Source organism: Streptococcus sp. oral taxon 064, assembly GCF_001683375.1.
Classification (GTDB): Bacteria; Bacillota; Bacilli; order Lactobacillales; family Streptococcaceae; genus Streptococcus; species Streptococcus oralis_S.
Map to the genome: position 1 here is coordinate 1,598,785 of NZ_CP016207.1, position 22,125 is coordinate 1,620,909.

Annotated in this window: 26 protein-coding genes and 1 pseudogene; 26 read left to right on the forward strand and 1 reads right to left on the reverse strand. The window is 37.2% G+C overall.

The window, feature by feature from the left end; translation table 11 throughout:
• Positions 1-57: 57 nt before the first annotated feature.
• A complete protein-coding gene (locus AXF18_RS07820; RefSeq protein WP_001117401.1) occupies positions 58-240 on the reverse strand; it encodes a 4-oxalocrotonate tautomerase in 183 nt (60 codons plus the stop codon).
• A gap of 122 nt (positions 241-362) precedes the next feature.
• Here AXF18_RS07820 and AXF18_RS07825 point away from each other — a divergent pair, with 122 nt between their 5' ends.
• From AXF18_RS07825 to AXF18_RS07945, 26 genes and pseudogenes are all read left to right on the forward strand, one after another.
• Entirely contained in the window at positions 363-962 is a 600-nt protein-coding gene (locus AXF18_RS07825; protein ID WP_065371763.1) for a thymidine kinase, read from the forward strand.
• Positions 952-1,431, forward strand: coding sequence for a GNAT family N-acetyltransferase (locus AXF18_RS07830; RefSeq protein WP_065371764.1), 480 nt, complete (start codon positions 952-954; stop codon positions 1,429-1,431). The genes AXF18_RS07825 and AXF18_RS07830 overlap by 11 nt, the downstream gene beginning before the upstream one ends.
• Positions 1,432-1,440: 9 nt before the next feature.
• Complete coding sequence (gene prfA / locus AXF18_RS07835; protein ID WP_001028830.1) at positions 1,441-2,520, forward strand: peptide chain release factor 1; 1,080 nt, start codon at positions 1,441-1,443, stop codon at positions 2,518-2,520.
• A complete protein-coding gene (gene prmC, locus AXF18_RS07840; protein WP_000761866.1) occupies positions 2,520-3,356 on the forward strand; it encodes a peptide chain release factor N(5)-glutamine methyltransferase in 837 nt (278 codons plus the stop codon). Before prfA ends, prmC begins: the two co-directional genes overlap by 1 nt.
• Positions 3,340-3,942 (forward strand): L-threonylcarbamoyladenylate synthase, encoded by a 603-nt coding sequence (locus tag AXF18_RS07845; protein ID WP_065371765.1) that lies wholly within the window; start codon positions 3,340-3,342, stop codon positions 3,940-3,942. Before prmC ends, AXF18_RS07845 begins: the two co-directional genes overlap by 17 nt.
• A 1-nt stretch (position 3,943) precedes the next feature.
• On the forward strand, positions 3,944-4,375 hold the full coding sequence (locus tag AXF18_RS07850) for a GNAT family N-acetyltransferase (RefSeq protein ID WP_000942954.1): 432 nt from the start codon (positions 3,944-3,946) through the stop codon (positions 4,373-4,375).
• 60 nt (positions 4,376-4,435) lie between these two features.
• Entirely contained in the window at positions 4,436-5,692 is a 1,257-nt protein-coding gene (gene glyA / locus AXF18_RS07855) for a serine hydroxymethyltransferase (RefSeq protein ID WP_065371766.1), read from the forward strand.
• A 7-nt stretch (positions 5,693-5,699) separates the two neighbouring features.
• Positions 5,700-6,674, forward strand: a complete 975-nt coding sequence (locus AXF18_RS07860) for a nucleoid-associated protein (RefSeq protein WP_000356115.1) — start codon at positions 5,700-5,702, stop codon at positions 6,672-6,674.
• Positions 6,674-7,276, forward strand: coding sequence for a lysozyme family protein (locus tag AXF18_RS07865; RefSeq protein WP_002893258.1), 603 nt, complete (start codon positions 6,674-6,676; stop codon positions 7,274-7,276). The genes AXF18_RS07860 and AXF18_RS07865 overlap by 1 nt, the downstream gene beginning before the upstream one ends.
• 87 nt (positions 7,277-7,363) lie before the next feature.
• Positions 7,364-8,338 carry a DUF1002 domain-containing protein gene (locus tag AXF18_RS07870; protein ID WP_049477734.1) on the forward strand — a complete coding sequence of 325 codons (975 nt, stop codon included), beginning with the start codon at positions 7,364-7,366 and terminating at the stop codon, positions 8,336-8,338.
• Between the two features lie 72 nt (positions 8,339-8,410).
• Positions 8,411-9,766, forward strand: coding sequence for a 23S rRNA (uracil(1939)-C(5))-methyltransferase RlmD (gene rlmD, locus AXF18_RS07875; RefSeq protein ID WP_065371767.1), 1,356 nt, complete (start codon positions 8,411-8,413; stop codon positions 9,764-9,766).
• A gap of 147 nt (positions 9,767-9,913) precedes the next feature.
• Positions 9,914-10,663 carry a CPBP family intramembrane glutamic endopeptidase gene (locus tag AXF18_RS07880; RefSeq protein WP_000134978.1) on the forward strand — a complete coding sequence of 250 codons (750 nt, stop codon included), beginning with the start codon at positions 9,914-9,916 and terminating at the stop codon, positions 10,661-10,663.
• A 16-nt stretch (positions 10,664-10,679) separates the two neighbouring features.
• Positions 10,680-11,090: a hypothetical protein gene (locus AXF18_RS07885; RefSeq protein WP_000510790.1), complete on the forward strand. Its 411-nt coding sequence runs from the start codon at positions 10,680-10,682 to the stop codon at positions 11,088-11,090.
• 334 nt (positions 11,091-11,424) lie between these two features.
• Entirely contained in the window at positions 11,425-12,042 is a 618-nt protein-coding gene (locus AXF18_RS07890) for an SAP domain-containing protein (RefSeq protein ID WP_000573130.1), read from the forward strand.
• A 40-nt stretch (positions 12,043-12,082) separates the two neighbouring features.
• Positions 12,083-12,217, forward strand: a complete 135-nt coding sequence (locus AXF18_RS10045) for an ADP-ribosylglycohydrolase (RefSeq protein WP_084437479.1) — start codon at positions 12,083-12,085, stop codon at positions 12,215-12,217.
• 289 nt (positions 12,218-12,506) lie between these two features.
• Entirely contained in the window at positions 12,507-13,478 is a 972-nt protein-coding gene (locus AXF18_RS07895; protein ID WP_065371768.1) for a hypothetical protein, read from the forward strand.
• Between the two features lie 71 nt (positions 13,479-13,549).
• The gene (locus AXF18_RS07900) at positions 13,550-14,221 is read left to right on the forward strand and encodes a hypothetical protein (protein WP_065371769.1); all 672 of its coding nucleotides are present in this window, start codon (positions 13,550-13,552) and stop codon (positions 14,219-14,221) included.
• A 59-nt stretch (positions 14,222-14,280) separates the two neighbouring features.
• The gene (locus tag AXF18_RS07905; protein WP_000865033.1) at positions 14,281-14,943 is read left to right on the forward strand and encodes a DUF443 family protein; all 663 of its coding nucleotides are present in this window, start codon (positions 14,281-14,283) and stop codon (positions 14,941-14,943) included.
• A 164-nt stretch (positions 14,944-15,107) separates the two neighbouring features.
• Positions 15,108-15,869, forward strand: a complete 762-nt coding sequence (locus tag AXF18_RS07910; protein WP_001108327.1) for a hypothetical protein — start codon at positions 15,108-15,110, stop codon at positions 15,867-15,869.
• A 38-nt stretch (positions 15,870-15,907) separates the two neighbouring features.
• Positions 15,908-16,270 (forward strand): hypothetical protein, encoded by a 363-nt coding sequence (locus AXF18_RS07915; RefSeq protein ID WP_000841303.1) that lies wholly within the window; start codon positions 15,908-15,910, stop codon positions 16,268-16,270.
• Between the two features lie 180 nt (positions 16,271-16,450).
• On the forward strand, positions 16,451-17,332 hold the full coding sequence (locus AXF18_RS07920; RefSeq protein WP_065371770.1) for a diacylglycerol kinase family protein: 882 nt from the start codon (positions 16,451-16,453) through the stop codon (positions 17,330-17,332).
• A gap of 155 nt (positions 17,333-17,487) precedes the next feature.
• Positions 17,488-18,114: a hypothetical protein gene (locus tag AXF18_RS07925; RefSeq protein WP_065371771.1), complete on the forward strand. Its 627-nt coding sequence runs from the start codon at positions 17,488-17,490 to the stop codon at positions 18,112-18,114.
• Between the two features lie 295 nt (positions 18,115-18,409).
• The gene (locus AXF18_RS07930; protein ID WP_065371772.1) at positions 18,410-20,149 is read left to right on the forward strand and encodes a glycoside hydrolase family 13 protein; all 1,740 of its coding nucleotides are present in this window, start codon (positions 18,410-18,412) and stop codon (positions 20,147-20,149) included.
• 156 nt (positions 20,150-20,305) lie between these two features.
• Positions 20,306-21,182, forward strand: a pseudogene (locus AXF18_RS07935) (DUF4300 family protein).
• Between the two features lie 21 nt (positions 21,183-21,203).
• Positions 21,204-21,386, forward strand: coding sequence for a hypothetical protein (locus AXF18_RS07940; RefSeq protein ID WP_065371773.1), 183 nt, complete (start codon positions 21,204-21,206; stop codon positions 21,384-21,386).
• A 72-nt stretch (positions 21,387-21,458) separates the two neighbouring features.
• On the forward strand, positions 21,459-21,962 hold the full coding sequence (locus AXF18_RS07945; protein WP_065371774.1) for a YfbM family protein: 504 nt from the start codon (positions 21,459-21,461) through the stop codon (positions 21,960-21,962).
• The last annotated feature ends 163 nt before the right edge of the window (positions 21,963-22,125 follow it).

Below are 22,125 nucleotides of genomic sequence, written 5' to 3' on the forward strand. Positions count from 1 at the left end.
CTTCAATGGATGCTACTTGGAGATTGAAAAAGCCTAAGCAATTCTGCTTAAGCTAGTTTATTTGGTGCGCATTTCCCCTTGTGGGAAGTAAGTTCCTTCTGGCATGTCGTTGATGATGACATGAACGGCTGATTGAGGTGCTCCAGTATTACGGACAACAGCTTCCGTTACTTCCTTAGCAAGAGCTTTCTTTTGCTCGAGCGTGCGTCCTTCAAATAAATCGATGCGTACAAATGGCATAATAGCTTCCTCCACTAGTTTTTGATTTCTTCTATTTTACCACATTTTGCCGTTTAAAGCTTCAGAAAATTATGATATACTAGAATGTAGCAAAAATTTAGAAATGGACGTGAAATAGAAGCATGGCACAGTTGTATTATCGTTATGGGACCATGAACTCTGGTAAGACGATTGAGATTCTCAAGGTGGCCTATAACTACGAGGAGCAAGGAAAGGGAGTTGTGATTATGACTTCGGCTCTGGATACGCGTGACGGTGTCGGCTATGTATCCAGTCGGATTGGTATGAAACGCCCAGCCATTGCGATTGAGGAAGCGACGGATATCTTTGGCTATATTCGAGACTTACCTGAAAAACCTTACTGTGTGCTAGTTGATGAGGCTCAATTTCTCAAGCGTCACCATGTTTACGACCTAGCTCGTGTTGTTGATGAGTTAGACATACCTGTCATGACTTTTGGTTTGAAAAATGACTTTCGCAATGAATTATTCGAAGGTTCCAAATACCTCTTGCTTTTAGCAGATAAGATTGACGAAATCAAGACTATCTGTCAGTATTGTAAGAAAAAGGCGACTATGGTGTTGCGCACGCACGATGGTGTACCAGTCTATGATGGCGAACAAATTCAGATCGGTGGAAATGAAACCTATATCTCAGTCTGCCGTAAACATTATTTTGCGCCAATGATAGTATCTAATAAGGAGCAAAACTATGACAATTGAACTAAGAGATGTTACAATGGGAAATTATTTTGATGTTTTGAATTTGGATGTCAAGGAATATCAAAAACAATTCATTGCAACCAACGCAATTAGTTTAGCTGAAGCATATGTCTATACTAAAAATGGAGATTTTGTAGCTCCATTGGCAGTTTATGATAATAATGCAATTATAGGTTTTGTGATGATAGCTTATGATAAAAAGATCGGAATTAGTAGTAAAAATTATTTACTATTTCGTTTTATGATTGATAAGAATTTTCAAAATCAAGGATATTTTAAACCAATTATGGATAAAGTGCTGGACTATGTTCGGACAGCGCCAGCAGGTTTAGGCAATAAACTTTGGTTGTCTTATGATCCAGAAAATGAACATACAAGATCTTGTTACCTCAGTTATGGATTTAAAGAAACTGGGGAAATATTTGAGAACGAAGTAGTAGCAAACTATGATTTAACAATTGAGAAATAAGGAGAAAAAATGAACATCTATGATCAACTACAAACTGTAGAAGACCGTTATGAAGAATTAGGAGAATTGCTGAGTGACCCTGATGTCGTTTCAGACACCAAGCGTTTCATGGAGCTTTCAAAAGAAGAGGCTTCAACTCGTGATACGGTAACAGCATACCGTGAGTACAAACAAGTTCTTCAAAACATCGTTGATGCCGAAGAGATGATTAAAGAATCAGGCGGAGATGCGGACTTGGAAGAAATGGCCAAGCAAGAGCTGAAAGATGCCAAGGCTGAAAAAGAAGAATACGAAGAAAAATTGAAAATCTTGCTGCTTCCAAAGGATCCAAACGATGATAAGAACATCATCCTTGAAATCCGTGGAGCAGCTGGTGGAGATGAAGCAGCACTTTTCGCTGGAGACCTTCTAACCATGTACCAAAAGTATGCGGAAGCACAAGGCTGGCGCTTTGAAGTCATGGAAGCCTCTATGAACGGTGTCGGTGGTTTCAAGGAAGTGGTTGCTATGGTTTCTGGTCAGTCTGTATACTCTAAACTCAAGTATGAGTCTGGTGCCCACCGTGTGCAACGTGTCCCTGTGACAGAAAGCCAAGGTCGTGTACACACTTCAACTGCGACAGTTCTTGTTATGCCTGAAGTCGAAGAAGTAGAATACGATATTGATCCAAAAGACCTTCGTGTTGATATCTACCACGCATCTGGTGCTGGTGGACAGAACGTCAACAAGGTTGCGACTGCCGTGCGTATCGTTCACTTGCCAACCAATATCAAGGTTGAGATGCAGGAAGAACGTACCCAGCAGAAGAACCGTGAGAAGGCCATGAAAATCATTCGTGCGCGTGTTGCTGACCATTTTGCTCAGATTGCTCAAGATGAACAAGACGCTGAACGTAAGTCTACTATCGGTACTGGTGACCGTTCAGAACGTATCCGTACTTATAATTTCCCTCAAAACCGTGTCACAGACCACCGTATCGGCTTGACCCTCCAAAAACTAGATACGATTTTATCTGGTAAATTGGATGAAGTTGTGGATGCTTTGGTTCTTTATGACCAAACACAAAAATTAGAAGAATTAAACAAATAATGAAATTAGCTCAATTATTTTCAGATTTTGAAGAAGAGTTGATAAGACAAGGAGAGGAAGCAGAAAGCCTCTCTTTTGTCTATCGTAGCTTAAAAAATCTCTCTTTTACAGACTTTGTCTTTGCCCTCCAGCAAGAGGTAACAGAGGCCGAAAAACAATTTGTAGAAGAAATTTTCCAGCAGTTAGCGTCCCATAAACCAGCTCAGTATATCATCGGACAGGCAGATTTCTTTGGAATGCAGTTAAAAGTGGATGAGCGGGTTTTGATTCCTCGTCCAGAAACAGAAGAGTTGGTAGAACTTATCCTGGCCGAAAATCCTGAGGATAAGCTTAAGGTCCTAGATATCGGGACTGGAAGTGGCGCCATAGCTCTCGCATTAGCTAAAAACAGACCAGATTGGTCAGTGACAGCAGCAGATATCTCCCAAGACGCTTTGCAGCTTGCATCAGAGAATACTAGTAATCAAAATCTCAATATATTTTTTAAAAAATCTGATTGTTTTGCAGAAATTTCTGAAAAATATGATATAATTGTATCCAATCCACCCTATATCTCTCGCGAAGATGAGTCAGAGGTTGGTTTGAATGTTTTGCATTCGGAGCCTCATCTAGCTCTCTTTGCAGATGAGGATGGCCTAGCTATTTACCGCAGAATTGCGGAAGATGCAAAAGACTATCTCACATATGGTGGTAAGATTTACCTTGAAATTGGATACAATCAAGGTCAAAGTGTTCCTGCGCTTTTTAGGAAGCATCTTCCCGAAAAACGGGTACGAACACTCAAAGACCAATTTGGTCAAGATAGGATGGTTGTAGTTGATGATGGACAGGATTAGACAAGAGTTGGAAATGGGTGGGGCAGTCATTTTGCCTACAGAGACAGTTTACGGCCTCTTTGCTAAGGCCTTAGACGAAAAAGCTGTCGACCATGTTTACCAACTCAAACGTCGTCCTAGAGACAAGGCGCTCAATCTTAATGTCGCTTCTCTAGAGGACATCTTGCACTTTTCAAAGAATCAGCCAACTTATCTACAAAAGCTTGTAGAGGCCTTTTTACCGGGTCCCTTGACCATTATCCTCGAAGCCAATGACCGAGTTCCCTATTGGGTCAACTCTGGTCTTGCAACTGTCGGATTTCGGATGCCGAGTCACCCCATTACACTTGATTTAATTCGAGAGACAGGTCCTTTGATTGGGCCGTCTGCCAATATCTCGGGTCAGGCGAGTGGAGTGACCTTTGCTCAAATTCTAGAGGATTTTGACCAAGAGGTTATGGGTCTGGAAGACGACGCTTTTCTAACTGGACAGGATTCGACTATTTTGGATTTTTCTGGAGACAAGGTGAAAATCTTGCGCCAAGGAGCGATTAAGCGAGAAGATATTCTTGCACAGTTGCCAGAGATTTCTTTTGAGGAGGAATGAGATGCTAAGAGATTTGCAAGAAACAGATGTGAATGCTATATGTGAGATTAACCAAGAGGCTTTGGGCTATTCTTTTAGTCCAGAGGACACAGCTAGTCAACTAGCTAGACTGTCTCAGGATTCTCATCATTTCCTACTTGGCTATGAGGATGAGGTCAGCCATGTCCTACTTGGATATGTCCATGCTGAAGTTTATGAATCTCTCTATTCTAAAGCAGGATTTAATATCTTAGCTTTAGCGGTTTCACCTCAAGCCCAAGGACGAGGTATCGGTAAAAGCCTACTGCAAGGGTTGGATCAAGAAGCAAAAAGACGAGGTTATGGGTTTATCCGCTTAAACTCTGCTGATCATCGTCTGGGTGCTCATGCATTTTATGAAAAAGTTGGTTATACTTGTGATAAAGTGCAGAAACGGTTTATTCGCATCTTTTAGTTTATTTTCTTATTGGAAAAACAAACTAAAGGACCAGTCACACTATAAAGGAGAAGACCTATGATTTTTGACAAAGACGATTTTAAAGCATACGATGCTGATCTCTGGAATGCTATTGCCAAAGAAGAAGAACGCCAACAAAACAATATCGAATTGATTGCTTCGGAAAACGTGGTTTCCAAGGCTGTTATGGCAGCTCAAGGGTCTATCTTGACAAACAAATATGCCGAGGGTTACCCAGGACGCCGTTATTATGGTGGAACCGATGTAGTAGACGTGGTAGAAACTCTAGCTATTGAACGTGCAAAAGAAATTTTCGGTGCTAAATTCGCCAATGTCCAACCTCACTCAGGAAGCCAAGCCAACTGTGCGGCTTACATGGCCTTGATTGAGCCAGGTGATACCGTTATGGGGATGGATTTGTCTGCAGGTGGACACTTGACCCACGGAGCTCCAGTTAGCTTCTCTGGTCAAACCTACAACTTTGTTTCTTACAGTGTTGATCCTGAAACGGAACTCTTGGACTTTGATGCTATCTTGAAACAAGCCCAAGAAGTAAAACCAAAACTAATCGTAGCGGGTGCTTCAGCCTATTCTCAAATTATCGACTTCTCAAAATTCCGTGAAATCGCAGATGCTGTTGGGGCTAAGCTTATGGTCGATATGGCCCATATCGCTGGTTTGGTGGCAGCCGGACTTCACCCAAGCCCAGTACCATACGCTCATATCACTACAACAACGACCCACAAAACTCTTCGTGGACCGCGTGGTGGTTTGATTTTGACAAATGATGAGGACCTAGCTAAGAAAATCAACTCAGCTATTTTCCCTGGTATTCAGGGTGGTCCTTTGGAGCACGTTGTCGCTGCTAAGGCGGTTTCCTTCAAAGAAGTTTTGGATCCGGCTTTCAATGAATATGCTGCTAATGTCATCAAAAACAGCAAGGCTATGGTTGAAGTCTTCTTGCAAGACCCTGATTTCCGTATCATTTCTGGAGGAACTGAAAATCACCTCTTCCTAGTGGATGTAACTAAGGTTGTAGAAAACGGAAAAGTTGCTCAAAACTTGCTGGATGAAGTCAATATTACCCTAAATAAAAACTCAATTCCATACGAAACCTTGTCACCATTCAAGACAAGTGGAATTCGTATCGGAGCAGCAGCCATCACTGCACGTGGATTTGGTGAAGAAGAAAGCCGTAAAGTGGCTGAACTCATCATTAAAACCCTTAAGAATGCAGAAAATGAGGCTGTCTTAGAAGAAGTGAGAAGTGAAGTCAAAGCGTTGACAGATGCCTTCCCATTATACGAGGACTAAAACTTTTATGGACATTTATATTAAGAAAGCCATTATCCATCAGTTCAGCCCAGACGATACTGAGTTGTTTCTAGCGGATAAGTTTCTCAATATCACTCCAAAAATCGAAGAATACTTGCGCAAAAAAATCGAACGCGTGTATTCAGATGAAGCAAAGACTGGGATTTTCGAAGAAGAAAATCCCTTCTTCAATCACATCACAGACGATTTGTTGGAGACATCAGTAACACTGGCTAATCTCTGGAAAGAGGAGTTCAGCATTTCTGAAAATCTCAAGACCAATGACTTGGTTTTTGTTCAGTTTTCTAAAGAAGGCGTTGAACATTTCGCTTTTTTGCGAATTGCTCTACGTGAGACCTTGACTCACCTTGGTGGAGAAGTTGATAACCCAATCAAGCTGACTCAGAATAACCTACCTGGATTTGGAACGGGGGCTGATGAGGCCTTGGTGGTCAATCTTCAAAGTCGCAAGTACCATCTCATCGAAAAACGCATCAAGTATAATGGGACTTTCTTGAATTATTTTTCAGAAAATCTCCTAGCTGTTGCTCCCAAGATTTCACCAAAGAAATCGATCAAGGAATTGGAAAAAACGGCTCAGAGAATTGCAGAGTCCTTTAACACAGATGATTTTCAATTCCAATCCAAGGTCAAATCAGCGATTTTCAACAATCTGGAAGAAAGCAATGAACTGTCACCTGAAAAATTGGCTAACGACCTTTTTGATAACAATCTGACAGCTCGTTTGAGCTTTATCGACCAGGTCAAGGAAGCTGTACCAGAACCAGTCCAGTTTGATGAAATTGATGCCAGTCGCCAATTAAAGAAATTTGAAAACCAAAAACTTTCCTTGTCAAATGGAATTGAGCTCATCGTTCCCAATAACGTCTATCAAGATGCGGAATCGGTCGAGTTTATCCAAAATGACAATGGAACCTATTCTATCTTAATCAAAAATATCGAGGATATTCAAAGTAAATAATGTTTAAATTTATAAGAAGAGTGCTTGTGCTAGCAGTCTTCCTTTTCGCAGGATACAAAGCTTATCATATCCATCAGGATGTTAAACAAGTCATGACCTACCAACCCATGGTTCGAGAAATCTTGAGCGAAAGAGATACTCCAGCCAATGAAGAGTTGGTGCTCGCTATGATTTATACCGAAACGAAGGGAAAAGAGCGGGATGTCATGCAGTCTAGTGAGTCTGCTAGTGGCGCTACCAATACCATCAAAGACGATGCCTCTAGTATTCGCCAAGGGATACAGACACTAACAGATAACCTCTATTTGGCACAGAGCAAAGGAGTAGATGTCTGGACCGCTGTTCAAGCCTATAATTTTGGACCTGCCTATATCGACTTCATTGCTCAGAATGGTAAGGAAAATACTTTGGCCCTAGCCAAGCGTTACTCCCGAGAAACGGTCGCTCCAATCCTAGGTAATACTACAGGGAAGACCTACACCTACATCAACCCAATTTCTATCTTTCATGGTGCAGAACTCTATGAAAATGGTGGAAATTATTACTACTCGAGACAGGTTCGCTTTAATCTCTATATCATGAAATTCTTTAATTTCTTCTAAACATCTGGTTTGACCAGGTGTTTTTTCACTATAAGTTTTCTTTAAGATTGTTTTATTAACCTAGAAAGGTAAAGGAGGGAATATCCCATGAGAAAGAAATTCTTTCTAACAAGTGCTGCAGTATTGTGGGCCGCAACAGCTATGACGAGTGTCCACGCAGCAACCGATGTTCAAAAAGTAATCGATGAAACCTATGTACAACCTGAATATGTTCTAGGTTCTTCTCTATCTGAAGACCAGAAAAATCAAACTCTTAGCAAACTTGGCTATGACGCATCAAAAGACACCAAAGATATCAAAACTATGACACCTGATATCTATTCGAAAATTATGAATGTGGCTAATGATGCTAGTCTACAGCTCTATTCTTCAGCTAAGATTCAAAAGCTAGGTGATAAGTCGCCTCTAGAAGTCAAGATTGAAACGCCTGAAAATATCACCAAGGTGACGCAGGATATGTACCGTAACGCAGCAGTGACGCTGGGAGTGGAGCATGCCAAAATCACAGTTGCAGCTCCTATTCCAGTTACAGGAGAGAGCGCCCTAGCAGGGATTTACTATTCGTTAGAGGCCAATGGTGCCAAAGTACCGCAAGCCAATAAAGACTTGGCCCAAGAGGAGCTAAAAGCCTTATCCGATATTAATGCTGAAAACAAGGACAAATCAGGCTACGATGCCAATAAACTCAATGTCGCTTTGGCAGATATCAAGGCAGGAATCGCAAAAGCAAAAGAAGCCAAAGGTAATCTGACAGAAGAAGATGTTCGCAAAATTGTAGAAGACACACTAAAAAACTACAAACTCGATCAGGTTATAACAGGAAACCAGGTCAATATCATTATCAATTTTGCCCTCAATCTCTCAAAGAGTGACATTTTGAACAATGCTGATTTCACTAAAACCCTAAATGACCTCAAGGAAAGCATTGTCTCTCAAGCTGGAGATAGCTTTAAAAATATCAACCTCAACTTTGATGCCAATAAAGCGCTAGAAGAGGGGGGCAACTTCTTTAGCTCTCTTTGGCAAGCCATTGTCAACTTCTTCAAGAGTTTTGGTGCTTAGGTCATTTCATGATATAATAGATGGTAACAGAAATGTTGCCGTCTTTTTTTAGACCGATAGAAAGTGAAGAATATGTTAAAGAAAAATGATATTGTAGAAGTTGAAATTATTGATTTGACCCATGAAGGGGCAGGAGTTGCCAAGGTAGAAGGCTTGGTCTTTTTTGTAGAGAATGCTCTTCCGACTGAGAAAATTCTTATGCGTGTCCTTAAAGTCAATAAAAAAATTGGCTTTGGGAAAGTTGAAGAATACCTTGTTCAATCACCTCATCGTAACCAAGATTTAGATTTGGCTTACCTGCGTTCAGGAATTGCTGACTTGGGGCATCTTGCCTACCCAGAACAGCTCAAGTTTAAAACCAAGCAAGTCAAAGACAGTCTCTACAAAATTGCTGGCATTAGAGATGTAGAGGTCGCTGAAACGCTGGGTATGGAAAATCCAGTCAAGTACCGTAACAAGGCGCAAGTTCCAGTTCGTCGTGTCAATGGTGTCTTGGAAACTGGCTTTTTCCGTAAGAATTCCCATGATCTCATGCCACTGGAAGATTTCTTTATCCAAGATCCTATGATTGATGAGGTAGTAGTGGCCCTACGCGACTTGCTCCGTCGTTATGATTTGAAACCTTATGATGAAAAGGAACAGTCTGGCTTGATTCGAAAGCTCGTTGTGCGTCGTGGTCATTACTCAGGGCAAATCATGGTCATTTTTGTGACAACTCGTCCAAAAGTTTTCCGTGTTGACCAATTGATTGAACAATTAATCAAGCAGTTTCCAAATATTGTATCTGTCATGCAAAATATCAACGACCAGAATACCAATGCGATTTTCGGTAAGGACTGGCGCACCCTTTATGGACAAGACTATATTACCGACCAAATGTTGGGGAATGACTTCCAAATCGCTGGACCAGCCTTCTACCAAGTTAATACTCAAATGGCAGAGAAACTCTATCAAACGGCTATTGACTTTTCAGAATTAAAAGGAGATGATGTGGTGATTGATGCCTACTCAGGAATTGGAACCATTGGCTTATCCGTTGCTAAGTATGTCAAGGAAGTTTATGGTGTTGAAGTTATTCCAGAAGCAGTAGAGAATAGCAAAAAAAATGCCCGACTAAACAATATCTCAAACGCCCACTATGTCTGTGATACAGCTGAAAATGCTATGAAGAATTGGCTCAAGGAAGGTATCCAACCAACCGCTATCCTAGTCGACCCACCAAGAAAAGGCCTCACAGAAAGCTTTATCAAGGCAGGTAGTCAAACAGGAGCAGACCGCATTGCCTATATCTCCTGCAATGTTGCAACCATGGCGCGTGATATCAAACTCTACCAAGAGTTGGGCTATGAATTGAAGAAAGTCCAGCCGGTGGATCTATTTCCTCAAACGCACCACGTGGAGTGTGTAGCTTTGCTTGTAAAAGCCTAGAAAGCTTGGTATGAATCAATAATGAAAAGCCTTGATTGTAAGGCTTTTTTTGTGTTTTTGTGATAGAATATAGGTAGTTATAATCGAGAGCAACTAAGAAGCAGTAACAAATATTACATTTAAAATAATCAAAATAAGGAAGATAAAATGACAGAAATTGATAAAAGGAATTTAAAAAATTATCTTTATATTACATTTGGAATTACTTATATAGCTTGGGGGCTTCTTGCCATCTTTACTCAATCTCATATTTTTGGATTAGAAACATTTATAGGGAGAATGTTACATATAGTAGGTGCACTTGGTCCAGCTATTGCAAGTGGCTTTTATTTGAAAAGGAATAATATAAAATTTAAACATTTTATATTTAATAAAAGAAAAAATAGTAGTATTTATTTCATTATTCATTTGTTAGCAATTTTGATACTATTTTCTGTATCTTCCTTAGAATTAAATGGAGTATCAATTTATCTGATGCCATTATTCTTTATACAACTAATTTTTTTTGGTGGTGGACATGAAGAATTAGGATGGAGAGGAATACTACAGCCATTACTTGATAAAAAATATACTTATTGGCAATCTAATTTGATTGTAGGTTCAATCTGGGGAATTTGGCATCTGCCTTTATGGTTTATAGTTGGAGAAAGTCATCAAGGATTTCCTTTTATTTTATTTTTTATACATACGTTATTTTTAAGTTTTGTTTTAGGACTTCTTTACCGTCAAACGAAATCTGTCGGTTACTGTTTATTATTTCATGCGTTCGCAAATTTGTTAAATCTCTATTTTGTGTTAAAAATTAATGCTATTTTTATTATAATTTTTATTGGTTATTTAATTTATACAATATTGGCAAGTAATAGAATTAGTAAAGAAAAGGATTTTAAATTTTAGAAAAGGAAGTATTATCATGGGAATATTCGATGATTTTGAATACAAAGAAAACTACCAAAATGAAGAAAAAGTAATTGAAGTACTTAAAAAGATTTTAAGAGCAATTCATCTAAATAATTATAGAGATATTATGGATTGTGTTGATGGTTCGGAAGTTGATGATGTAAAAGAGTTACTTGAATATATTGACGAATCATTACAATTAAATGATTTTGATAAAATTGATGAATATGGTGTAGAATGTAATTTCCATCCGAATTATGAGTATTCTCAACTACAAGTTTATGAATTTAATGATCAAACTGGTTTTGCTGTTGAATATCAGATGACCTCCGATTCTGAATTAGTAGATTTAACCCTACAGTTAGAATTTTTATATAATGAGGATGGTTACAAAATAACTTCTATAGATGTAGATCCTGGATAAACCAAACTTAATTATCTTTGTTATATGATAAATGCGTATATTAAGGATAAATAATTTGATTGTAAATTGCTTAAAATATTGGTTAGTTTTTCAAATATTGGGAGAATGAAAGATGTATCTATTGGAATTGTACCAAAATGATTATTCTAAAGATTTAGTCGTGTTTGATTTTTTAGAAGATGGAAAAGACTTTGTATCTCACTGATGATACGGTAAGTCCGAACCGCTGAGTGTGTGAGTTTGTTAGTGAAACATTGCTAATCCTCAAAATAAAGAAACTAAAACTCCATTATTTTGAGATGACAACCTAAACTGTTTTTAAGGAGGTAAAATATTGATAGAGAGTAGACCTGGGTTTGATAAAATCACATCCTTTGATGAATTTAATAAATACTATTGGTATCGTGATGAACTTTCACAGATATGCAAGTCATTAGGGCTTGAATATAGAGGTACAAAACAGGAACTCAATGATATTATTGAGCAGTACTTCAAGGGGAATTTGATTAAAAAATCATCAATAAAAAGCAAGAAGAAACAAGTAGAAGTCGTTACTTTAGATACGCCCTTACTTGAATGTGGATTCGCCTTTAATGCACACTTTAGAGAATATTTCTCAACTCTAACAGGTGTTTCGCCCTTTAAATTTACTGCTGATATGGCCACTGCCTGGAGAAAAGTCAAAAGAGAACATGATTTGAGTTTTACAATCCAAGATATGCTAAAAGTTTATTATGGAGATTCAGATTATGCCAAGTATGACCATTCGGTTTGTCAATGGAATCAATTTTTAAAGGATTTCTGTGCAGACGAAAATAGTGGCAACTACTCGAACAAACTAAAAGTAGCTTCTATTCTTTGGAAAGAAGTTCGAGACTCAAAGAAAGAAAAAGTTTATTCAAAAAAACTTTTGACTAAATATGCAGATAAAATAAAAGAGTATGACAAATAGAAATGTCTGTCTAAACCAATAGTTTATAAGGAGAAATGCCATGCTAGGATCTATTATTGGAGATATTGTAGGTTCAGTTTACGAATGGAACAATATTAAAACAAAAGACTTTCCATTATTTCGTGAGGATTGTTTTTTCACGGATGATACGGTAAATCCGAACCGCTGTGTGTAAGCTTGTTAGTGAAACGGAATTAATCCTCTCACCTTTTCTTTTTAAGGTAAGAAGGCTTCAAAGCTCCACTGGAGCTTTGAACTCCCCAAACCTTTTGTGTTCCGCGGACGCGCCACGTTGAGGCGGTAAGTCTATTAGTGAAGAGTAATTAATTTTCAGAAGGCTTCCTGCTTTTTTAATCCTACGGACGAAAAATACGGCAAAACCTTATTTTATACAGTAAATTTTCTAACGTTAGAAAAATAGATTTGATGCATTTAGATAAACAAATTATAAATAGGAGAATCGAATGTTTAATTTTTTTAAAAAGAAAGATCCTAAAAACCTCGAAATCAATTTTCATGACAATTCAATGGTAATGAACGGAACCAGCTTGTCTTTTCCTTTATCTTTGAAAGATATTGAGGCCGTGTTAGGAAAGCCTGATCAGGTTGTCAAAAAAGAAAGTAAATACATAAAGTACGTTTACGACAATGCTGGTATTGTATTTGAACATTCGTCTTCTATCCGGAATCATTTAAAGAAATGCAGGGTCTATATTGATGATGAGCATCTACTTTCTACAATCAGTTTCTACTATGGTGATGTTGTAAAACCTATGTTTGGAGAAGAAGAATTACCCAAGATGCCTTGTCAAGCCGTAGTATCCACTGATGGGAAGCCTCCCTATTTTCTTTATGATAGAAACAGAACTGGGGATTTCAATTTTATTTTATGGACCCCTCATGGAACCAATTTTAATGGAAGACCAGATGTAATGAGATATCCACTCACCATTTCTTACTATCCAGAAATCAAGCATGAACGTCAAAAATCAAATCCAAAAGTTGTTCAAGAAAAATATCTTCATTTTGATAATCTGAATTTTAAACTAGCTATTATCCAAGTATTGATGTATGATTTAGATATTTTAAAGCCAGCTTTTGATATTTTTGATTTTTCAGAGGAATTTAGCGAGTTGGATATTGATACAGAAAGTACAGAACTTGTAGAGCCTGCCTTAGAATACTTTAAAAATCTTCAGATTTCACAGAAGTATGCAAGTCTTGTAAAAGAGATTGATATGGATGGCGGTAATGAAATTTTTATGAATCTGATTCCTCAGTGGGATGGTGAGGATAGTACTTTTGATTTGAATGAGGTTAGTTTGGTTGAATTAAAGCAGTTCCCAAATTTAAAACAAGCGACAATCATGTCAAGTAATTTTGAACAAGTTAAGGAAACTTTTGCTAAAGCTGGAGTCGACGTAGAACTAGTGTAAGTTTAACTAAACATTTATAAATTTTTGAAAAAATCTTACTGTTATGACTCGAAAAAAGGATTAAGTAAAATATGAAAAAGTTTAAATGGTGTTTATGGGTAACTGGGGTTCTTGTTATTCTTATGACAGCATCTTCATTGAATGCTTGTAGTTTGGGTGGTGAAACCATTCCCAAAAACAGAACAAGGGAACAGTACGAGTTTGAAAAAACGTTTGATCCTATGTTTAAATTTTTGGAACAAGAGCAGAAGGATTTTAATGGGCTGGAAGCTTATAAAAGCAGCGTCTATATAAAAAATGGTGACGAAGTCAAAAGATGTGAAATCGACCTAGACATTACCAAGGCAGATGGTAAGGGCGACTATAGAATACAAATCGGAGAAAATAAAAAAAAGGTTCCCGTTAGTTATTCTAATGGCAAGTTGCATTACGATTCAGCGATAGATCCTTTATTTGATGAAGAAATTCTTAACTTAGTTGTCAAAAGAGATGTTTTTGACTCCTTGAATGTAAAAAGAACGTTAAGAACTGGAACAACAGAGCTTAGTGAAATTATCTACCAGCCAGAAACTCAGTCTGAACTCTTTCAGAAACTGAAAATCAAATATGATCTACCAGAGGAAACTACATGCCAAATCAGGGTAAATTACTCAGATAAAACAAATTATGGGATCACAATACAGTTAACATCGAAAGAGATGTCTGTCAAAATTGGTTTAACTATTATTAAAAAACGGGGCTAACGATTTAGGAATGTTATTGAAAAGAGTTTTTTAACTCTGAGAAGGATTTAAAGGTGACTATGAAGGTAAAATTTAAAGAAACGAATAAAGTATTTTTCAAAATAGTAGAAGTAGAGGGAGAAAAGTATATTCTAGATTTGACGACTGTTAGACCAAAATCCTATTTCTGGGGTTCTCTTCCCGATGAAATTACTGCAAAAATGCAAAAGTTAGATAAAAGAGATATGCGTTTTGAGAGTGTAGCTCCAACTATGAGTAAATCAATTGGGATTGCAATTGGTACAGCAATAGGGGGATCTGGCTATCGGCTTGTGACAAATTTTTTTAGAAACAATGGGATTAGTCATAACCTTCCTTTAAAGATAGGCTTATATGGCCTATTCATTTCCCTAGCTTATCTTGCTTTCTGGTTCATTGCCATAAGAGCTCGTCATAGCGTCCAAAAAAGACTTGAGAATAACGTTACAAATTATAAAATAACCTTTAAACCAGTTGGAAATAAACGTCAATTAAAACATTACAAACTTCTTCCTTTTATCCTTGTTCCGACTCTTGGATGTTTTGTATTTTATCTATATACTGTTAATGGAACAGAGGGAGCCTTACTTGTTATTAATAGTATTCTATTATTGGGATTTTTTACAGTGATTTTAGGCATGTCACCACTCCGAGAAAGTGTCGAAAAGCAAGAGATTATTTTTGATAGAATAGAGAAGTTATAAATTAAGATGAAAGCTGTTTATGATCCTATTTTGCAGGTCACATTGGGCTATTCTATCAGAAAAAAATAGGGAACTGATTAGAGAGCATTTTGTTAGTCAATGACTCATTTAAGGTTCAGAACTGCTCTCGTAATGACATTTTATAATTTAGAAAAGGAGTAAAAATGAATTATTTAGAAATACGCAAGAAATATGGATTTTATAGAAAAGTCGTGATTGTTTTGGCTGTTCTTCTCATTCTTTTTGTAGCTTGGATGGTGAAAGATAGGACTATTCAAACCCTTTGTATTTTATTCATAAATGCACTCTTATTTCTTTTCATTGCACTAATCAGAAGAGGGTATGTAAGGAGTGGTACTAAGTTACTGTATATGGACTTAGATTTACCATCTTGGAAGCAATACATTGAATTGAAGAAAGATGCAAAAAGAGCTATTATAAAAATGGATGTGACACTAACATCTGTTGGGTATTCCTATATGATTGGTGATTTCGATGCTGCCATTAAGGAGGCTTCTGAAGCAACGACTGATCAAAAACTGAAGCCAAAATACAGGGATTCCTTAGAGAGTTACCTCATTCGCTCGACAGTTCTTGCAAATCCTAACCTAACCAGAGATGAGCTTGATCTTATGCTAAACAAAATGTCCATATCAGATTCCTCTCTAGCCGAGAAAACAAAAAGCGTGAGTATTGCACTTTACGATTTAACAATTGCTCATCAATCCAATGATTACTTTGAAGAATTAGAAAACGAGTTTAAATATCAACAATTGGAAATCATTTACTATCAAGCCTTGAACTCTAAATTAAAAGGAGATATGACTAGGGCGAATGAATTGTTTAGAAAACTCGCTCAAGAAGATGAACAGCTCTATATCGTCCAGAAGTCTAAAGAATTTTTAAAAAGTGAATCTATTAATTAGCGATGAATAAGTACAGAAAAGGATAAAAAGGATTAAGTGTGAAATCAAATAAATTATTGCTAATAAACGGAGTTATTTCTTTAATTGGAGCTTTAACGATTACTTACCTTTCTTCTAAAATGTGGAAATTTGAAATCATTTACTGGGTGATACCTAAGCTTGTTAGACTTTCTAGTTGGGATGGAATCTACTTTTCAACTTGTTTAATATTGCTGTTTTTTGGTTTTGTAGCATTCCTTCTTCATGATGAAGAATCAAAAGTCAATAAGAAGACTTATCAGTTTCTTTTGATTGCATCTATTATTGGTTTTATTCCGATATTAGCTGGATTTTCCAGTGTGTTCGCATTTGTTTCAGCTATTTTGTACTTAATGGATTATATAAAATTGTCGAAAAAGTAAAGTAGTGGATTGTTAACAATAAGTATTTATTCTTGTTTAAGTTGAGGTAAGTGCTTGATACATTAACGTATCTATTCTAGTTAGTGGATTCGATTTTTCAAGCATTTGGATGGCGTTTACATAACTCAAGTGATATAATTAGTTACTAGAATTTTTGTAACTATTAAAGGAGTATTATCAATGAAAAAAGTAATGTTAATTATCAACCCTACCTCTGGTGGGGAAAAGGCTTTGGATTATAAGGTCAAGCTGGAGAATAAAGCCAAAGATTATTTTGAGCATGTGGAAACCAAAATTACCGAAAAAGCGTTAGACGCAACACACTTTGCTGAGGAAGCGTCTCGTGAGCAGTATGATGCAGTGGTTGTGTTTGGAGGGGACGGGACTGTCAATGAAGTCATTTCGGGTATTGCTGAGAGAGACTACATTCCGAAGTTAGGGATTATCCCTGGCGGTACTGGTAACCTCATTACGAAACTATTGGAAATCAATCAAGACATCGATGGCGCGATTGATGAACTCGATTTTAATTTAACCAACAAGATTGATATAGGTAAAGCAAATGATAACTATTTTGGTTATATCTTTAGTATCGGTTCTCTGCCTGAGGCGATTCACAATGTGGAGATTGAGGACAAGACAAAATTCGGTATTTTTGCCTATGCTGTAAATACCATGAAGTCTGTCATGACGGATCAGGTCTTTAATATTAATGTCGAGACAGAAAATGGAAATTATGTTGGTGAAGCGAGCCATGTTTTGGTTCTCTTGACAAATTACTTCGCTGATAAGAAAATCTTTGAAGAAGACAAGGATGGCTATGCCAATATTTTGATTCTAAAAGATGCTTCTATATTCTCTAAATTATCCGTCATTCCTGATTTACTAAAAGGAGATGTTGTCGGCAATGACAATATTGAGTATATCAGAGCGCGTAATATTAAGATCTCTTCAGATAGTGAATTGGAGTCAGATGTTGACGGCGATAAATCGGATTACCTACCTGTAGAAATCAAAGTCCTAGCTCAGCGAGTAGAAGTGTTTTCAAAACCGAAAGAGTAGAAGGTAGAAACAAGTTTGTCATTCACTGTTAAAACTGGTTTCATGTCAAAGAAAGTAGTTTGTCGTAAAATTTGCAATATTTTGTAAAATTAATATATTGGTTAAAATAATTAGATAATGATTTATAGAAAAATCAGGAGAAGTTAGAAGAAAAAATGAAAGACAAAGAAAGTTATAATAAATTTATTCCAAAGTTATACAATGAAGAACTTTTAAAGAATCATTTTAAAGAAACTATGTGTTTTTCTAGGAAGGAATTAAATAATAAGAGTATAATAAATCAAAAGCTCATTAAATTCCCCATAGTTGGTCATGAAGTTTGGGCATTATTTGGTAAAGAAAAAACGGGCGAATGGCGGTGTTTACAAGTTGGACAAAGTAAAAATAAAGTAAAGGCTGAAATTGAAACATTAATTGAATTTATGTCTTATGATTATAATCAATTAGTTGAGAGTATTAAAGATGGTGTAAGAAATAGAGATAGTACTTTTTATAGTAATATCTATCAATCTTCTAAAGAAGAAAAGAATAAATTTTTATACAGTCATATAGCAAGCCAATACGATGAATTTCAACTTGGTCTACTAGATATAGATAAATATCTTGGCATTAAAAACTTAAAATTTGAAAATAAACATATTAGTAATATAATGAAAATTGCAAAACCATTATATGCAGAGGCTAAACTTGCATTTGAAACAAAATCTATATACTGGACTATGTTTAATTCTGGAGTTGATGGACAAGCAATTATGATTTTCTTAGGAGATAACAAAGATTGATTAAATGTCTTCTTTTCTATCTTCAAATATATACTACTATCTTGAGTCTATATGAAATTGGAATTCAAAATTACTAATTGAATTTGAATAGATTGTACCATACTTGTAAACTTTATATCCTTCCAATCAATAGTAGTAATTCAAAGTCTTTTTTAAGGCTTTTTGTATACTTAAAAAGATAGTTCTTTTAAAAATGGACCATTCTTGCAAATAGTTTACAAAAATAGTATACTGGAATTATTATCATTGAAAACGTTTTCGTGAAAATAGATTAAAAATTTGGGAGACAAATACAATGGAATTAACAGCCATTTACCATAGACCGGAGTCGGAGTATGCGTATCTTTATAAAGATAAGACAATGCACATTCGTATCCGGACTAAGAAAGATGATATTGAAAGCATCCATTTGCATTATGGAGATACTTTTATCTTTTTAGAGGACCATTATGAAGCAAGCAAGGCGATGATCAAAGTGACTTCCGATGCCTTGTTTGATTACTGGCAAGTGGAAGTTACGGTTGGCTATGCACGACTCCAGTATCTCTTTGAACTCAAGGATAAGCAAGGTCAGGAGGTCTTATATGGCGATAAGGGATGTGTTGAAAATACGCTAGAAAACCTTCATTATGAAGGAAATGGCTTTAAAATTCCGTATATCCATGAGATTGATGCTTGCCACGTTCCTGACTGGGTAGCAGAGACGGTATGGTATCAGATTTTCCCAGAACGTTTTGCTAATGGGAACCCTGAGATTTCTCCAGAAGGGGCTCTGGCTTGGGATTCGTCAATCAAACCAAAAACGAGTGATTTCTTTGGTGGTGATTTACAAGGTATTATTGACCATCTAGATTACTTGCAAGACTTAGGGATTACAGGTCTTTATCTCTGTCCGATTTTTGAATCTCCAAGCAATCACAAGTATAATACGACGGATTATTTCGAAATTGACCATCATTTTGGAGACAAGGGAACTTTCCGTAAACTGGTGGAGGAGGCTCATCAGAGAGGGATGAAAATCATGCTGGACGCTGTTTTCAATCATATCGGGGACCAGTCTCCACAATGGCAGGATGTTCTCAAGCATGGTGAAAAGTCGGAATATAAAGACTGGTTCCATGTTCAAGAATTCCCCGTGACCAAGGATAAGCTGGGAAACCCAAGAAAACTCCCTTACCATACCTTTGCCTTTGCCAGCTATATGCCCAAGCTAAATACGGCCAATCCTCAAGTGAGGGACTATTTGTTGAGCGTTGCGACCTACTGGATTGAAGAGTTTGATATTGATGCTTGGCGACTGGATGTGGCAAATGAAGTAGACCATCAATTTTGGAGAGATTTCCGTAAGGCTGTCTTGGCTAAAAAGCCTGACCTTTATATTCTTGGAGAGGTCTGGCACACTTCCCAACCCTGGCTAAACGGAGATGAATTCCACGCAGTCATGAATTATCCTCTCTCTGAAAGTATCAAGGATTATTTCTTGCGAGGGGTTAAGAAGTCACCTCAATTTATCAATGAAATCAATAGCCAATCTATGTACTATAGACAACAGATTTCGGAAGTGATGTTCAATCTTCTGGATTCGCACGATACGGAGCGCATTTTGGCTACTGCCAAGGGAGATGCCCAACTGGTTAAGTCTGCCCTCGCCTGCCTCTTTTTACAAAGGGGGACACCGTGTTTCTACTATGGAACTGAGTTGGAGTTAGGTGGAGGGCCAGACCCAGATTGTCGTCGTGTCATGCCTTGGGAACGTGTTTCATACAGTAATGACATGCTTCATTTCATGAAGAAATTGATTCAGCTTCGAAAGGATGCTTCAGGCATTATTCAACATGGAACTTATAGACTGCAAGAAATCAAGCCGGATGTGCTTTCTATAGAATGGAATAATGATGGACAAAAAATCCAAGCTATTTTTAACCAATCATCTGAAAACTATCTAGTAGATAGTGAGTCTGTAGTGCTAGCCAGCCATTGCCAAGAATTGGAGCAGCAACTGGTGATATTGCCTAAAGGTTTTATAATCCAATAAAAATCGTACTCAAAAAGACTGTAATGAATGGGTGATTCGTGCAGTCTTTTTTTGACTTATGTAGTATAATATAGCTAAGTCAACGATTACTAGCTGCATGATTAATGAATACTGTTTAAAATGAAAAAGAGACTTGTACTCTAGAAGGAGCGTTTCATGAAACGAACGAGAAAAGTAGTAGCCTTGGGATTGTGTTTGCCCTTATTTCTTGGATTGGCTGCTTGTCAGCAAAATAATACGAGCACTGAAGCTGCAAACCAGACACAGACCAGTTCGGATAAAGTTCCTTGGACGGCTTCATATACAAATCTGAATAATCAGGTCAGTACCGAAGAGGTCAAATCTCTCTTATCAGCTCACTTGGACCCAAATAGTGTTGATGCATTTTTCAATCTTGTCACAGACTATAATGCGACTGTCGGTTCTACTGGCTTAAGTGGGGATTTTGCCTCCTTTACGAAGACAGGGTACGACGTAGAGAAAATTAGTAATCTATGGAATGAAAAAAAGGGTGACTTTGTCGGGACCAACTGCCGTATTAATAGCTATGCGCTCTTGAAAAATTCGGTCACAATCCCAAAACTCGAAAAGAATGATCAGCTTCTTTTTGTTGATAACGATGCTATCGATAAGGGAAAAGTATTTGATACGAAAGACAAGGAAGAATTTGATTTTCTATTTTCTAGGGTGGAGACGGAAGCAACGACGGATGTAAAAGTTCACGCGCAGAAGATGGAGAAATTCTTCTCCCAGTTTCAATTCAATGACAAAGCTCGAATGTTGTCTGTTGTGTTGCATGACAATTTGGATGGAGAGTTTCTTTTTATCGGGCACGTAGGTGTTTTAGTGCCAGCTGAGGGGGGGGGTCTTATTTGTAGAGAAATTGACTTTTGAAGAGCCTTATCAAGCTATTAAGTTTGCGAGCAAGGAAGATTGTTACAAGTATTTAGCTACAAAGTATGCGGATTATACAGGTAATGGACTAGCTAAGCCTTTCATTATGGACAATGAAAAGTGGATTGAAGGATATTAAGCTAGGCAAGGGAGAAGTAGTATGGAGACAGTAGTAGCACTTTTAGTTGTCATTCTTATCGGATTCTGGGCTGTAAACATTCTCAAGCCTCGTAAGTCAAATAAAAAAGAAAGATTTTTAGGCTATATGCAGCGCTATGATATAGATGGTGAGGGTTATCAGTCAGAAGTCTGGGAATTGACGGAAGATGAGAAGGAGAAATAAGGAGGAGAGTCCAAAAACAGTAGATATCTTGCCTTTTTCAAGAAAGGGGACTAACTAATTGGAGGAAACATTATGGGAATGATTGCTAATTATCAATATCTATCTGACAATGAATTAAGCCAAATGAAGCGGTATTCTTGTCAGGAAGAGGATTTGCTTGACATAGTAGATGATTATCCTGAGGGAAATGATACGTTGATAGATATTGACAAAATGTGGGATGCATTACTCTTTGTTATGACAGGTTTTAGTAGTTCAGAATTTATTGATGACGATCCCTTGAGAGAAGCTGTCTTGGGAGTAACTCCTTTAGAAAATGTATCAGAGTATGTAGCTTATACTGAACACTCAAAGATAGCTGAGATTGTTCAAGCTTTAGAGAATTTTGACATGGATAGGGCTCTAGCTAACTTTAGCATGGAAGCGTGCAAGAAGGCAGATTTGTATCCCGATATTTGGGATTATCTTGATGAAGAAGAAATCAAGGATGATATTCGAACCTGTTTTGTAAAAATGAAGGACTTTTATAAGAAAATCTTAACTCTCAAAGGAAATGTCTTAGTGACTATTTGTTAACTACTCTTACAAACTGCTAGTCAGGTGCGTGATGAATGTACATCTAGAAAATCGTACACCTGATGATTTGTCTGGTGAAGAAAATATTCCACAGGATAGTTGGACGGAATAGATAGAAATTGGTTATAGAATTTGTAACCATAATAGATTTTAAACTTTAAGA